This is a genomic window from Rhodococcus sp. IEGM 1241 (assembly GCF_033142365.1).
Classification (GTDB): Bacteria; Actinomycetota; Actinomycetes; order Mycobacteriales; family Mycobacteriaceae; genus Rhodococcus_F; species Rhodococcus_F erythropolis.
Window position 1 is genome coordinate 61,778 of sequence record NZ_JAWLSE010000012.1, and the last position, 14,591, is coordinate 76,368.

The window sequence follows — 14,591 nt, forward strand, 5'->3', positions numbered from 1 at the left end:
GATCAGTTCATCGTGGGGATGACGAAGTGATTGGTCTCTTCCTTCTTGCCGGAAGGCCAACGCTGCGTCACCGTCTTGGTCTTGGTGTAGAAGCGGAAGGAGTCGGGACCGTGCTGGTTCAGGTCACCGAAGCCGGAGCGCTTCCAGCCACCGAAGGTGTGGTACGCGATCGGGACCGGGATCGGCACGTTGACGCCGACCATGCCGACGTTAACGCGAGCGGTGAAGTCACGCGCGGTGTCGCCGTCGCGGGTGAAGATGGAGACGCCGTTGCCGTACTCATGTTCGGTCGGAAGACGCAGTGCCTCTTCATAATCGGCAGCGCGAACCACCTGAAGGACAGGTCCGAAGATCTCTTCCTTGTAGATGCGCATGTCCGAGGTGACGTTGTCGAACAGGGTTGCGCCGGCGAAGAATCCACCTTCGTGGCCTTCGAGGGTGAAGCCGCGGCCGTCGACGACTGCCGTTGCGCCTTCGTCGATGCCGATCTGCACGTAGTTGTTGACGCGGTCGAGGGCATCCTGGCAAACGAGCGGTCCGAAATCGACGCCTTCGTCGTCACTGCGACCGATCTTGAGCTTCGCGACGCGCTCCTTCAGCTTCGCGACAAGAGCGTCCGCGGTCTCCTCGCCGACGGGAACGGCAACCGAGATGGCCATGCAACGCTCACCGGCACTGCCGTAGCCTGCACCGATCAGGGCGTCGGCAACCTCGTCGAGGTCGGCGTCCGGCATGACGATGGCGTGGTTCTTGGCGCCACCGAAGCACTGTGCGCGCTTGCCGTGAGCTGCGGCCGTCTCGTAGATGTACTGAGCGATCGGCGTGGAGCCGACGAAGCCGACAGCCTTGATGCGATCGTCGGTGAGCAGGACGTCGACAACTTCCTTGTCACCGTTGACCACGTTGAACACACCCGCAGGCAGTCCGGCTTCGAGGAACAGCTCAGCCAGTCGCAGCGGGACAGAGGGGTCACGCTCGGAGGGCTTGAGGATGAAGGCGTTACCGGCGGCGAGGGCGGGGCCGGCCTTCCACAGCGGGATCATCGCGGGGAAGTTGAAGGGCGTGATACCTGCGACGACGCCGAGCGGCTGACGCATGGAGTACACGTCGATGCCGGTGCCGGCACTCTCGGTGAATTCACCCTTGAGCAGGTGCGGAGCGCCGACGGCGAACTCGATGACCTCGAGGCCACGCTGGATGTCACCCTTGGCGTCGGCGACGGTCTTGCCGTGCTCGGACGAGAGGAGGCGGGCCAGAGAATCCATCTCGGCCTGAGCGAGCTGCAGGAACTTCATCAGCACGCGGGCGCGCTTCTGCGGGTTGAATGCTGCCCACACCTGCTGCGCCTCTTCGGCATTGGCGATGATGGCTTCGGTCTCGGCCTTGCTCGCGAGGGGGACGCGGGCCTGCACCTTGCCGGTGTTGGGATCGAACACGTCCGCAAATCGATCAGATGTCCCGGGAACACGCTTGCCACCGACGAAGTGCGTCAACTCGTGAACCGTCGCATTTTCAACCATTGTGCTAACCCGTTCCTTGCTCGTATGGACCGCCCAGGAGGCAGCAGTGAATATGTCTACCATCCTATAGTTGGATGTCCATGTATGTCTAGAGCCCAAGGGCTGTGCGCCTTTATTAACCGCGGGGGGTTAATAAAGGCGCACAGCGCGGAGCGCGGCTGCCGCTTCCTGCGCGACTACTGCATCGGTGACGTCGTATCCGTCCGATCCCCCGCCCGGGCCACCGGACACCGCGACAACCTTGCGTGCCGAGAGATGCACCGCATCGACGCCGACGGCGGCGATTGCCGGGATGTCGTCGACGGTTATTCCGCCACCGGCCATGATCTGGATCCGGCCTGCGGCATGTTCGACCATTCGACCGATCTCGTCGAGACCCTCGCTGCAGGTATCCGCACCCCCGGACGTCAGCACGCGGGTCACGCCCAGGTCGATCAGTTCGTCCAGCGCGGTCAGTCGGTCGGCCACCACGTCCATCGCACGATGTACCGTCACCTCGACCCTCGCACGGTCCACACATCCGATGACGCGACGCAGCACGACGGTGTCGATCGTATTGTCTTCTGTCAGCGCGCCGACCACGATGCCGGAAGCTCCACCGGCCACGGCCGCACGTACGTCGTGCTCCATCACCCACACTTCGTCGGGTGAGAACACAAAACCTCCGGCGCGCGGACGGATCAGCGGGTGAACCGCGATCCCCACTTCCGACGCTGCCTCGATCACTCCGATGCTTGGCGTCAATCCCCCCGTCGGACCGAGCGCCGCACACAACTCGACTCGAGTCGCTCCTACCGAACGTGCGATCCTCGCCCCCCGCACGTCCTGCACCGCCAGCTCCAGAACCGTCATGTCAGAAGGACTGCCACGACGGCTTGTGCTCGAGCGCATACCGGTAGTAGTCGGCAAGTTTGAGCGAACTGGCCGCAGCTTCGTCGATCACGACGGTGACATGGCGATGCAATTGCATCACCGAAGCCGGGCAGAACGCAGACAACGGACCTTCGACGGCAGCGGCGATCGCATCGGCCTTACCTTCTCCGGTCGCGATCATCACCAGATGTCTTGCATCGCTGATGGTTCCGAGCCCCTGGGTGAGCACATGGTGTGGGACGTCGTCCACCCCGTCGAAGAACCGTGCGTTGTCGATCCGGGTCTGCTCGGTCAGCGTCTTCACGCGAGTTCTCGAGGTCAACGACGATCCTGGCTCGTTGAAGCCGATGTGACCGTCGGTGCCGATGCCGAGCAACTGCACGTCCACTCCCCCGGCCGCCGCGATGCTCTGGTCGTATCGTGCGATCTCTTTCTCCGGGCACGGTGCTTCACCGTTGGGACTCGACACCATCGCCGGATCCAGATTGACGTGATCGACGAACTCCGACCGAATCACCGAGTAGTACGACTGCGGATGGCGTTTCGGCAATCCCAGGTACTCGTCGAGCAGAAACGCCCGAGCCAGCGAGAAGTCGAGTTCGGCATCGCGATGCCTCGCTGCCAGTTCACGATAGGTTCCGATCGGCGACGACCCCGTTGCAAGCCCAAGCGTCGTCGCCCCGGCTCTGACGTAGCCTTCGACGATGTCCGCGACGGTCGAGTCGACCTCCGCGGGTGTCGGCTGAATTACGATTTCCATGATTGTTCCTTTCCGGCGGCTTTTCCGCCGAGTAGTACACGCCCCAGGCGCAAGTGACGATCGGTGACCACGATGTCGGCTCGGCAGCCCACGGCCAGCGATCCGATCAGGTCGCCAAGCCCCAGCAGACGCGCAGGGCTCCGAGTTGCCGCTGCGACAGCGTCTTCCAGCGCGACGCCGCCGTCGAGGACCGTGCTGCGAAGCACGTCGAGCAATCTTGCAGTCCCTCCGGCGATGGCACCGGAACTGCCGTCGGTGGTCGCGAGTCTTGCTACCCCGTCGGCAACCGTGACGTCGAGCGCACCGAGTTGGTAGTCGCCGTCGTCCATTCCGGCCGCGGCCATCGAATCACTGACCAAGGCGATCTGGTCCGGTCCGACAGCGTCGAAGACCATCGACACGGTCTCGGGCGCAAGATGCACACCGTCTGCGATCAGTTCCACCACCATCTCGCCTCTCGCGGCAGCCGCCAGGCACGCCGCGACGGGACCCGGAGATCGATGGTGCAGGGGCGGCATCCCGTTGAAGAGGTGGGTTGCGCTGATCTGACCGGCCCAATCCCCTTGCACCGCAGCATCGATGCGCGCCGATGTCGTTGCCGCGTCCGCATCGGTATGACCGAAACTCGGCACGATATTGCGATGACGCATGATCGCGAGCAACTCTTCGAAGTTCTCGGTCTCGGGCGCCAAGGTCATGGACCGCACGGTCCCCCGCGCAGCGTCACAGACGGCTTCGAGAAGGTCCGGATCGCCGGGCACGATCGCCGCCGGATCCTGGGCACCGCAGCGAACGCCGTTGATGAACGGCCCCTCGAGGTGGATACCCAGAAGTTCTCCGCGTTCGACCAGATCGGCGAGCATCGTTGCTTGTCGCACCAGATCTGCGCGCGGTGCAGAGACCAGGCTGGCCAGCATTCCGGTCGTGCCGTGCTCACAATGGTGCGCCGCAGCGAGGCTCGCACCATCGGCGTCGGTGTTCGGGAAACCAGCACCAGCTGCGCCGTGGCTGTGCACATCGATCAGGCCGGGCATGATCACCGTGTCGGTGCGTTCCGGAATGACGACGACCGGTGCGGACGCCACGTAGTCCGCAGCCGAGCCGACCCAGCTGATCTTCTCACCGTCCGCGACCACAACTCCGTCGTGAATCTTGCCGATCGGAGATCCGATCACCGTTCCCCGCAGTACGAGCGGATCGCCGACAGCAGCCGAGCCTGATGTACTCATGCTGACTCGCGAATCCGCGCGACAGCTGCTCTACCCTCGAGCGGGTTTCGCGCGCCCCGCGCCGCAGCGGCCATGTCCTTGCACACCGCCAGATCGAGAGAGGCCAGTTGCGCGCGAACTGCGCCCAATGCCGGGACCGACATCGACAGACTCGTCACGCCCAAACCGACCAGAACCGGAGCCAACAGCGGGTCCGACGCGGATTCTCCGCACACACCAACAGGTTTCCCGGCGTCGGCGCCCGCCTGACCGACCATCGCGATCAGATCGAGGACCGCCGGCTGCCACGGATCGAGCAGTTGCGCCAGGCCTCCGGCCATACGATCCACGGCGCAGGTGTACTGGCTCAGATCGTTGGTGCCGATACTGACAAAATCGAGGTGCTCGAGGATATCCTTCGCTCGCAACGCTGCAGCTGGAATCTCGATCATTGCTCCGACCTTGCCGATCCCCCGCGAACGCGCAAGTTCTGCAAAGTCTTTCGCCTCGTCGGCAGTGGCTACCATCGGCGCCATCACCCACAGATCGGCGCCCGTCGCGGTGCCTGCCGCCGCGAGGGCGTCGAGCTGACTGATGAGGGTGTCGGGATAGACCGTGCCGACACGAAGTCCGCGGATACCAAGGGCCGGATTCTCCTCGACCCCGAGATCGAGAAACGGCAACGGCTTGTCCGAACCCGAATCGAGAGTGCGGACCACCACCTTCTGTCCGGCGAAGTGCCCGAGCACCGACGCATACGTCTGCGCTTGCTCCTCCACCGAAGGTGCGTCGTGGCGCCCGAGATACGAGAATTCGGTACGGAACAGTCCGACGCCCTCACAATCCGCCGCCCCGGCCCGCGCGGCGTCCTCGAGGGTTCCGATGTTGGCCGACAACCTCACCGCGAACCCGTCACGCGTGCGTCCTGGACCATGTGCCGAAGCTGACTGCTCTGCCACGAACGATGCTTCGAGGACAGCACGCTCGCGCATCTCTGCCGAGGGATCGATGGTGACCGTCCCGGTGGTGCCGTCGAGGATGAGGAGCTTCCCCTCCGCCAGCAGATCGGTTCCCGAGCAGTTGACCACGGCCGGGATTCCGAGCGATTTCGCCAAGATTGCGGTGTGACTGGTCGGACCTCCTTCGGCAGTCAACAATCCGACCACGTCACTGTTGCCCAGCGTCGCTGTATCCGCCGGAGCGAGGTCGCGCGCCACCAGGATGTACGGATGACCGGGAGCGGGGATTCCGGGCATCGGTTCCCCGCGAAGAACGGCCACGGCTCGCTGCCCGAGATCGCGCAAATCCGTTGCCCGCTCGGCCATGTACCCACCGAGCGCCGTGAGCTTTTCACAGAATGCGTCGAAGGCAACTGCGACGGCGTGTGCGGTCGGCAGCCCCGATTCCAGGTTCGCCTTGGCCGCCTTCACGATGCCCGCATCGCGCGCCATCGCAGCCGAGGTCGTCAGGATCTCCGCCGACACGCCCTCGACTGTCTCTGCACGCGAGAGCAGTTCCTCCGCGACGGCGTCCAGTGCCTCACGGATCCTGATCAGCTCCGCCTCGGGACTGCCGGTGATCGGGTCCGACGCCGAAGTCGGCTCAGGCGTGGAGAATCGCAACCACGGCGCACAGACCGAACCCGCGCTCACTCCGATACCCGCGATGCGGTTGTCCACACTCGCCGTCATCAGGCTTCGTCCAGTTCGGAGGCGAGAAGCTCTGCGAGCGAACCGACCGCAGCATCGGCGCCGTCACCGTCAGCACGCAACGTCACCGAATCCCCAAATGCGGCTCCGAGAGTCATGACAGACAACATGCTGGAGGCGTCGACGGGTTCGCCGTCGCCCAGCGAGATGGTGACGTCGACCGGCAGGTCGGCCGCGGCGCGCGCGAAGAGCGCTGCGGGTCGTGCGTGGAGCCCGACTCGGGATCCGATTGTCGTGGTTGCGATCGCCATGGTCAGCGTCCTCCCAGTTCCTTGTCGAGCTTGTTTTCCAGTTCGGCGACGAGCGGGGCGTCGGTGCGGCTGTCACCTTCGGCAGCCAGTGCCAGTTCGGCCTCGAGCAGCGCGGCGTCGGGCTCACCTGCGGCCACCTCGACCTCTTCTTCTCGTCCCGGCGTGCGCAGATTCCACTTCTTGATGACAAAGCTGAAAAGGAAGTAGTAGATCACGGCGTAGCCGAGTCCGATCGGGATCAACATCCATGCGTTGGTTGCCTTGCCGAAGTTCAACACGTAGTCGAAGAAGCCTGCGGAGAACGTGAATCCGTCGTGAATCCCCAGCGCATTGACCAAGGCCATCGACGTTCCGGTCAGGAGCGAGTGGATGACGTACAGCGGCCACGCGACGAACATGAAGGAGAATTCGAGCGGCTCGGTGATACCGGTGAGGAATGCGGTCAGGCCGGTGGAGAGCATGATGCCGCCGACGAGCTTCTTCTGAGAAGGCTTGGCGTTGCGCCAGATTGCGAAGGCTGCAGCGGGGAGGGCGAACATCATGATCGGGAAGAAGCCGGTCATGAACGTGCCGGCAGATGGGTCGCCGGCGAAGAACCGGTTGAGGTCACCGCGAACGATCTGACCGCTCGCGTCCTGGTAGTCGCCGATCAGGAACCACACGGCGGAGTTCAAGATGTGATGCAAGCCGGTGGGGATCAGGAGGCGGTTCGCTGCGCCGTAAATGCCGCCGCCCACAACGGTATTGGAAGCAACTGCTTCACCGACCCAGTTCAATCCGGAGTTGAACAACGGGTAGACGAATGCCATCAGGACACCGACGACAAGACCAGTGATCGCTGTCAGAATGGGAACGAGCCTGCGCCCGTTGAAGAATCCGAGATAATCGGGAAGCTTCGTTCGATAGAACCGCTGCCACAAGATCGCCGACAGCAAGCCCATCACGATACCGGCGAGCACACCGTAGTTGATCAGTGATTGATCCCCGTTCGGGTCGGTCTTCCCTTCGAGGACGATGGGCGACATCGCCTTGAACACTCCGTCGATCACCATGTAGCCGACGACGGCTGCCAAGGCAGTCGAGCCGTCGGCCTTCTTGGCCCAGCCGATCGCGATACCGACGGCGAAGATCAGCGGCAGCCACGTGAAGACTGCTTGTCCTGCTGCAGAGATCACTGCAGCAGCACTGTGCATCGAACTGAATCGCCCGAGCAGGTCGTCCTGGCCGAGGCGGAGCAAGATTCCCGCAGCCGGCAGAACGGCGATCGGAAGCATCAAGCTTCGGCCGAGGCGTTGAACCCCGGCGAACACTTTCGATTCCTTCTTCGGGGTGTCTTCGAGAGTCATCAAGGACCTTCTTCGTTCGCCGGGCCGCGTCGCGATCGGCCGCTGGTTCTGGAAATTCGGGTGTCGTGCACGTGCAGGTTTCGTGAAAATGCAGGTCACGGTTCATGCTCGGAAGTGAGGGCAAAACCGTTTTGTCGAAACTGTTGTGGAGCCGGACTTCCAACGGGTACTGTCCGGTCATAACCAGTTGTAGTTTTACCTGGTCGAGGCGAGTTGTCAACACCCAAATGTGACATACGTAACCGGGATAGCCTTGACCAGCAACTAGTCAGCCCACCTGTACGACCGTTCAACGATCACGACCAACCCGACAATCAGGAGCAGCAAATGTCGAAAGCGGAAGCAATCATCAAGGGCCTCGGCGGCGCAGAGAACATCGTCGAGATCGAGGCTTGCATCACCCGCCTGCGTACCGAGGTCAAGGACGGAGCGAAGGTGAACGAGTCCGCTCTCAAGGCTGCCGGCGCACACGGCGTGCTCAAAGCCGGAACGGTTGTCCAGGTCATCGTCGGGCCCGAAGCCGACACCCTTGCCGAGGACATCGAGGACATCCTGTGACGGTCGTCCTCGCCCCGCTGCCCGGCCGGGTCGTCGCACTCGCGGACGTCCCGGACCCGGTTTTCGCTCAGCAGATGGTCGGCTCGGGCGTCGCGATCGAACCCGCCCGCGGTCAAGGCCCGCTCACGGTCGTGGCGCCGATCAGCGGAAAGATCCTGAAACTTCACCCCCACGCGTTTGTGATCTTCGGCGAGAAGGCCACCGGTGTGCTGGTCCATATCGGCATCGACACGGTCAAGCTCGAAGGCGACGGATTCACGCTCATCGCCGCCGAGGGTGACACCGTCGATGCGGGTGATCCCATTGTCAGCTTCGATCCAGCGCACATCGACACGACCGGCTACTCGGCGATCTGCCCGGTTGTCGTGATGGATTCCAAACCGGACACCGTCGAATCCCCTTCCGTCGGTGGGGACGTCGCCACAGGCGACACTCTGTTCGACTGGTCGGCGTAACGCAAAGGGCGAGCACACCGGAAGGTGTGCTCGCCCTTTCGTTTCGAACGATGGCTATTGGTCTCCGCGCGTTTTGGGCCGCGCCTGGCCCTGCACTTCCATCTGCAACTGGTAGCGGTCGGATCGGTACCAACTGCGAGTGTGTTCGACCGGCGCGATCTCACTGAACGACACTCGATCGAAGTACAGAACCGGCGCGCCTTTACGAGTGCCGAGGAGAGTCGCGATCTCCGTACTGGCACCATCTGCACTGACAGTCTGCTCTGCCCGGTCGATCGGCTTGTCGTACTTGTCAGCGGTCGCCCGGTAGATCGAACCCGTCAAGTCCATGTCGAGTAGACCAGGCAACAGTTCCGGATTGAACCAGCCGTCGTCCACACTCACCGGCTCGCCGTCGGCGAGGCGCAAGCGCTTGACGTGATACCCCTCGGAACCCGGTCTCATATTCAGTGCGGCAGCAGTGCTTTCGGGGACCGGCCCCTGCTCACTGACCAGGACCACTGTGGTGGGGTGATGCCCCTGGGCCCTCATCTCCTCGGTGAACGACGCAAGGTGCAGCTTGGACTGGACAGCGCGGTGCGCGACAAAGGTGCCCTTGCCACGCACACGCACGAGGTGTCCGTCATTGACCAACTGGCCGATGGCCTCGCGAACAGTGATCCGACTGACGCCGTAGTCCTGCATCAGGTTTCGCTCGCTGGTCATCAAGTCGCCAGGCTGGAGTTCTTGGGTGCACTTGCGCAGGAGAATGGTGCGCAACTGCTCATGTTTGGGTATTGCGCTGTCGCGCAAATGAACGGGCATCACAGCGACTGTCCCTCCGAGAAATGAATAGTCGTCTATTCGCCGACGATAACGATCTGAAATCGCGGGCAGGTCCCGACCGGACCGGTCCAATTAACGATACTGGAATTCACGGTAGGAAACTAGCATCAGTCCGGAGTTGTCCGATTTCAACCGTCCAACCGTCGGTAGATGGACCGTATTTCGTCCAAGGCGACGTTCTGCTGAGCCATGTCCAATCCCAGTGCCGCCACCGCCTCACGCAGACGGCGGATATCCAGATCGTCTATCGCCGGTCGAAATTGCACCTTCGGTAGCGCGGGGAGGGCAGCAGCGATTCCGAACCAATTCTCGACGTCTACCGGAACAGTCGACTCGTCCTCCACTCCCCCGATCAACTGCTCCAGGTCGACCCCGCGAAGTCTCAGCAACCTCAGCGGATCGGTGTCGATCCGCTCGGCAGTCAAGAACGCCACGGCCGCAGCGTGTTTGCACGGCCAGCCGACATCGGGGCAGGTGCAGTCGAATTGGAAAGCCGACGGGCCGTCCGGTATCAGTTGGGCAGCAAGCATGTCCGGGACAGTGCCGGACACCAGCGCGGCAAGGCTTCCCGGCACTCGGCGGAGCTTGGTGATGATGTCGTCGATATCCGATTGATCAAGAGTGTCGATCGACAGCGTGGAAACGAAAGGTTGAAGTTGGCTGCCCTGAACCTCGGCCGTCACCACTCCCGGTTCGATGTCGAGCGCCAAAACCTGACCCGAACGCGCATACGTTCGCCCACGCGTGACACGAGGTTTGTCGCCGATCTCTTCGACGACGCGGACAAAAGCCTTGCCCCAGAACGTTCTCCCGAACGCTGGACGAGGCTTGACCGGCGCAGGTGCTCGCCGCCGGGGCCCGGTGTACTCGCTGAAATCGGGGCCTTTACCGCGCGGACTCATTCGCCCACCGCGTCGTCGCCGAGTCGCAACAACTCGTCCAATTGCTCGACGCTCATCTCCGTCACCCAGTTCTCACCGGTCCCGACTGCAAGTTCGGCGAGTTCACTTTTACTCGCGATCATCGTGTCGATTCGCTCTTCCAAAGTTCCGACACACACCATCTTGCGGACCTGCACGTTCTTTCTCTGACCGATGCGGAAGACACGGTCCGTCGCCTGGTTCTCAACCGCCGGGTTCCACCATCTGTCGAGGTGAACCACATGGTTGGCCGCTGTGAGATTCAGACCCGTGCCGCCGGCCTTGAGCGAGAGCACCATGATGGGCGGACCGTCTGCGCCTTGGAATGCCTCGACCATCGCGTCGCGTCCAGCCTTGGACACGCCACCGTGGAGAAACGGAACCTCGGTGGTGAACCGGTCGGCCAGGTACGGCACCACTAATTCCCCGAACTCACGAAACTGTGTGAACAACAGAACCTTCTCGTCATCGGCCGTGACCGACTCGACGATATCTTCGACCAGGCCAAGTTTTCCCGAACGGTGTTGCCCGCGGCGCATCACCGGCGAACCGTCGCGCAGGAAGTGCGCCGGATGATTGCACACCTGTTTGAGTTTGGTCAGCGCAGACAGGACGGCGCCTTTGCGCTTCATCCCTTCCGTTCCCTTGATCTGCGCCATCATCTCGTCCACCACGGCGCGGTACAACGCCGCCTGTTCCTCACTGAGATTCGCTCGAACCGTCATCTCCAACTTCTCCGGGAGATCCGCGATCACGGAGGGATCGGTCTTGACCCGTCGCAGCACAAAGGGGGACGTGACGGCTCGCAGTCTCGAGACGGCAAGTTGATCTTTTTCCCGCTCGATCGGCACGACAAACCGTTTGCGGAACATCTGCTCAGAGCCGAGTACCCCGCGATTGGCAAAATCGAGGATGGACCGCAACTCGTCCAGCCGGTTCTCCACCGGTGTTCCGGTCAGAGCAACGCGATGGCCCGCAGGAATGCTGCGAGCAGCGCGGGCCTGAGATGTCTTGGCGTTCTTGATGTGTTGAGCTTCGTCAAGCACCACGCGCCGCCAGTCGAGATCCTTGAGCGCCGCGACGTCGCGGGTCATGAGCGCGTAGGTGGTGATCACCAGATCACTCTCACGAACTGCCTGTTCCAACTCCGCCCCGGTAGCGCGATCCGAACCGTGATGAATGTAGACGCGCAGGCTCGGCACAAATCGCGCCGCTTCACGCTGCCAGTTTCCCACGACCGACATCGGGCACACCAAAAGTGTTGCTGTCTTGGACTTCTCGTGCGCAAGTAACGCCAACAGTTGCAGCGTCTTACCCAGACCCATGTCGTCGGCCAGTACCGCGCCGAGCCCGAGAGCACTCATGTACGCCAACCAGTCGAGACCGCGTCGTTGATACGGACGCAAAGTCGCGTTGACCGTCGACGGTACCGCGACCTGCCGCGGAGCTACCGACTGGTCGAGCAGTGCCGAAGCCCATCCGGTTGCCTTCACTTCCTCGACCGGCAGGTCTTTGAGGTCGTCGGCGATCAAATCCTTGATCAGATCGAGAATCGCTCGGTCCCCGCTCGAATGCCGCTGACTGACAAAACGAGCCGCGCGGGCCAGGACGTCTTTGTCCGCCTGAACCCACTCGCCGCGCAACTGGACCAGATCGGACTTCGCATCGACCAGTCGGGTCATTTCCTCGGCGGTGAGCACCTTGTCTCCGAGCGCCAATTCCCAATCATATTCCAGCAATTGGTCCATACCGACCGTACGATTCTCCGCAACGATCGGAGACGCCGCCGAGGTCACCCGCACACGCAGGGATGGAGACACCACGTTCCAGGCACGCGGAAGCAGCAGCGTGATCCCTCGCTCTCGCAGGACTGTCGCGCCGTGTCCGACCAGGTCCATCACGACAGGAGTGGGCAGCAACAGGTCGAGACTGTCCTCGTCGCGCGGCACGTCGCGAAAACGTGGGTAAGCCTTGATCGCCTCTTCGAGTTTGCGGCTGCCGAGCTGGATACGTTTGGGATCCGCCCGGTGCAGTCGAACACGTTCGGGCGCTTCACCTTCGGGACGCAAACACACGTGCATACGCCACAGCGCATCGTCGTCCGGATCAGAATTGTCGTCGAGTTCAGGCTCGATCAGCCGCAGAACCAGGTCCGGCTCTCCGGCGGTGAACGTCGACCCCCATTCGGCGAGTCCCTCGGCCGCTCGTACCGACACGTCGTCGAAAGCGTCCCCGGACAACACGGCCTGCCACAGCGGGGTCTGCACCACCGGATGCGAGTCACCGAGAACACGACGGACGATCGGGTCCGTGAGTTCGTTCGTGATGTCTTCGATCGTCGCCCTCGGCGAGCCGACCGCCCGCTGCACCGGCGGCATGGCCACTACCAATTCGCCGATCCAGGCGCGCTGGCGTTCCCCCACCGACAACTGCCACCGCGGCCACCAACTACCCTCGGCTCGCGTCAGCGCCGGCACCACCCGGCCGGCGCGCACCCAACGGTCGATTCCTCGCGCCACGTGCACGAGAAAGTGCAGGTCTCCCGCGATTCGCTGGTCGTCGGCCTTGAACCGCAGCAGGAGATCGACTGCGTCCGGCGGCGCCAACGCGACAGCTGCGTACTCACTCTGCAAAGGCCCGCCAGGCACGGGCGGCATAGCGACATTCACACGATGACGGAACTTACGATGCAGGACAGCACTGACCGGATCTCGCGGATCGTCGGTTCCGGCACCGTCGTGCCCGTCGACCCACAGTTTGAGCCCCGATCCCGGTGACCAGAGTCCATGCAGCATCCGACCATCCAATCAGGTGCCACCGACACCGCTCTTCGTCACCACCCTTCCGGACCGTCCTTCCGATCTGGCTGGGCAATAGGCTGGCAGTCATGACGACGGCATACGGCTTCACCGAGTACGGCGGACCCGACACACAGTCCTACTTCGACGTCACCCTGCCCCCACCGGGTGCCGGCCAACTGCTGGTGTCGGTCCGAGCGGCGGGCGTCAACCCAGCTGACTGGAAAGTTCGCGCAGGTACTCGAAAAGATACTGTCCCGGTGACGCTGCCTGCGGTTCTGGGCCGCGAAGTGTCCGGTGTTGTCATCGGAGTAGGTCCGCGGGTCACCGAGTTCGAGGTCGGCGACGAAGTGTTCGGCGCTACCGCTACCGGCTTCGGCGCCTACGCCGCGTCGACATTGCTCAACGTCTCCTCGACAGCACACAAGCCGCCGACCGTGTCCTGGGCCGATGCCGCGGTGCTGACAGTTGCGGCGGGAACGGCTTACGACGCTCTCCACGGTCTGGGTCTGAAATCCGGGGCAACACTCCTGCTCCTCGGTGCCGGCGGCGGCGTTGGTCGAAGCACGACCGCGCTTGCGGTGTCTCGAGGCATCGACGTCATCGGCGTCGCGAGTGAGTCCAAGCGAACCTCGATCGAGGGCGCGGGAGCACGGTGGGTTGCGTCGGGAGACGCCTTCGCAGGCGAAGTGTCCGCGTTGTACCCAGACGGAGTGGACGCGGTTTTCGACCTGGTCGGCGGGGACACTCTCACTCGCGGCGCTGCGCTCGCCCGACCGGACGCGCCGATCCTGAGCATCGCCGATCCTCTGGCGGCGAGCCGACTCGGCGGCGGCGGTGTCGAACGCCGAAGAACTACAGCAGTATTCACGGAGGTCGCGGCGCTCGTGGCCGACGGGACCCTCGACCCGTCCGTGTCCGGCCGTTACCCATTCTCCCGCGCTGGGGAAGCGCTCGCTGCAGTCGAAGACGGCCATTCAGCCGGCAAAGTGGTGATCGAGTTCGGCTGATTTCTGTCGGCCCCCGATGGTTCAATCACGGTCTACGACGGGCTGCGTTGAATCACCGTCTACGACGGACGGGGGCACAGGTGGTTGCACGGTTATCTGCGATCCTGTCGACGCTCGTGCTCGTATGTCTCGTCGCGTCCTGCGGATGGTTCGGGGACGAGCGTCTCGAGTCGGCCCCGGGCAGCCCGACACGATCGGAGCTCGAATCGCTGCTGTCCCGGACCGCGATTGTCGACAACCGACCACATCCGGGTGGATACGAGCGCGGCTGCGGTAACGGCGAGGCCCCGTTGACTGAACTAAATGCCGAATGGTGCAGGTCTGAAGGGGTGGGGTCGATGTGGGTCGGTAGCTTGCG

Annotated in this window: 13 protein-coding genes; 3 read left to right on the forward strand and 10 right to left on the reverse strand. The window is 63.1% G+C overall.

Translation table 11 applies throughout. The features are described 5' to 3' along the window. Positions 1 to 2: 2 nt before the first annotated feature. The 7 genes from R4P70_RS29600 to R4P70_RS29630 all read right to left on the reverse strand — a co-directional run bounded on the left by R4P70_RS29600 (position 3) and on the right by R4P70_RS29630 (position 7,667). Positions 3 to 1,520, reverse strand: a complete 1,518-nt coding sequence (locus R4P70_RS29600) for a CoA-acylating methylmalonate-semialdehyde dehydrogenase (RefSeq protein WP_003941275.1) — start codon at positions 1,518 to 1,520, stop codon at positions 3 to 5. Positions 1,521 to 1,649: 129 nt separating this feature from the next. Then, positions 1,650 to 2,372, reverse strand: a complete 723-nt coding sequence (locus R4P70_RS29605; protein ID WP_019749208.1) for a copper homeostasis protein CutC — start codon at positions 2,370 to 2,372, stop codon at positions 1,650 to 1,652. A gap of 1 nt (position 2,373) precedes the next feature. Further along, positions 2,374 to 3,153 (reverse strand): glucosamine-6-phosphate deaminase, encoded by a 780-nt coding sequence (gene nagB, locus R4P70_RS29610; RefSeq protein ID WP_021334281.1) that lies wholly within the window; start codon positions 3,151 to 3,153, stop codon positions 2,374 to 2,376. Then, complete coding sequence (locus tag R4P70_RS29615; RefSeq protein ID WP_317833193.1) at positions 3,141 to 4,382, reverse strand: N-acetylglucosamine-6-phosphate deacetylase; 1,242 nt, start codon at positions 4,380 to 4,382, stop codon at positions 3,141 to 3,143. Before R4P70_RS29615 ends, nagB begins: the two co-directional genes overlap by 13 nt. Beyond that, positions 4,379 to 6,052, reverse strand: a complete 1,674-nt coding sequence (gene ptsP, locus R4P70_RS29620) for a phosphoenolpyruvate--protein phosphotransferase (protein ID WP_019749211.1) — start codon at positions 6,050 to 6,052, stop codon at positions 4,379 to 4,381. Before ptsP ends, R4P70_RS29615 begins: the two co-directional genes overlap by 4 nt. Further along, complete coding sequence (locus R4P70_RS29625; RefSeq protein WP_019749212.1) at positions 6,052 to 6,321, reverse strand: HPr family phosphocarrier protein; 270 nt, start codon at positions 6,319 to 6,321, stop codon at positions 6,052 to 6,054. The genes ptsP and R4P70_RS29625 overlap by 1 nt, the downstream gene beginning before the upstream one ends. A gap of 2 nt (positions 6,322 to 6,323) precedes the next feature. After that, a complete protein-coding gene (locus tag R4P70_RS29630) occupies positions 6,324 to 7,667 on the reverse strand; it encodes a PTS transporter subunit EIIC (RefSeq protein WP_019749213.1) in 1,344 nt (447 codons plus the stop codon). 327 nt (positions 7,668 to 7,994) lie between these two features. On the opposite strand from R4P70_RS29630, the gene R4P70_RS29635 reads away from it, so the two are divergent. Next, a complete protein-coding gene (locus R4P70_RS29635; RefSeq protein ID WP_003941324.1) occupies positions 7,995 to 8,225 on the forward strand; it encodes a glucose PTS transporter subunit EIIB in 231 nt (76 codons plus the stop codon). Beyond that, positions 8,222 to 8,680 carry a PTS glucose transporter subunit IIA gene (locus R4P70_RS29640; RefSeq protein ID WP_019749215.1) on the forward strand — a complete coding sequence of 153 codons (459 nt, stop codon included), beginning with the start codon at positions 8,222 to 8,224 and terminating at the stop codon, positions 8,678 to 8,680. The genes R4P70_RS29635 and R4P70_RS29640 overlap by 4 nt, the downstream gene beginning before the upstream one ends. A 54-nt stretch (positions 8,681 to 8,734) precedes the next feature. Here R4P70_RS29640 and R4P70_RS29645 read toward each other — a convergent pair whose 3' ends face one another. The 3 genes from R4P70_RS29645 to R4P70_RS29655 form a co-directional block, all read right to left on the reverse strand. After that, on the reverse strand, positions 8,735 to 9,484 hold the full coding sequence (locus tag R4P70_RS29645) for a GntR family transcriptional regulator (RefSeq protein ID WP_019749216.1): 750 nt from the start codon (positions 9,482 to 9,484) through the stop codon (positions 8,735 to 8,737). Between the two features lie 149 nt (positions 9,485 to 9,633). Further along, positions 9,634 to 10,407 carry an SWIM zinc finger family protein gene (locus R4P70_RS29650; protein WP_317833196.1) on the reverse strand — a complete coding sequence of 258 codons (774 nt, stop codon included), beginning with the start codon at positions 10,405 to 10,407 and terminating at the stop codon, positions 9,634 to 9,636. Continuing rightward, positions 10,404 to 13,220, reverse strand: a complete 2,817-nt coding sequence (locus R4P70_RS29655; protein WP_317833198.1) for a DEAD/DEAH box helicase — start codon at positions 13,218 to 13,220, stop codon at positions 10,404 to 10,406. Before R4P70_RS29655 ends, R4P70_RS29650 begins: the two co-directional genes overlap by 4 nt. Before the next feature lie 92 nt (positions 13,221 to 13,312). On the opposite strand from R4P70_RS29655, the gene R4P70_RS29660 reads away from it, so the two are divergent. Beyond that, positions 13,313 to 14,233 carry an NADP-dependent oxidoreductase gene (locus tag R4P70_RS29660; protein ID WP_317833200.1) on the forward strand — a complete coding sequence of 307 codons (921 nt, stop codon included), beginning with the start codon at positions 13,313 to 13,315 and terminating at the stop codon, positions 14,231 to 14,233. Positions 14,234 to 14,591: the final 358 nt, after the last annotated feature.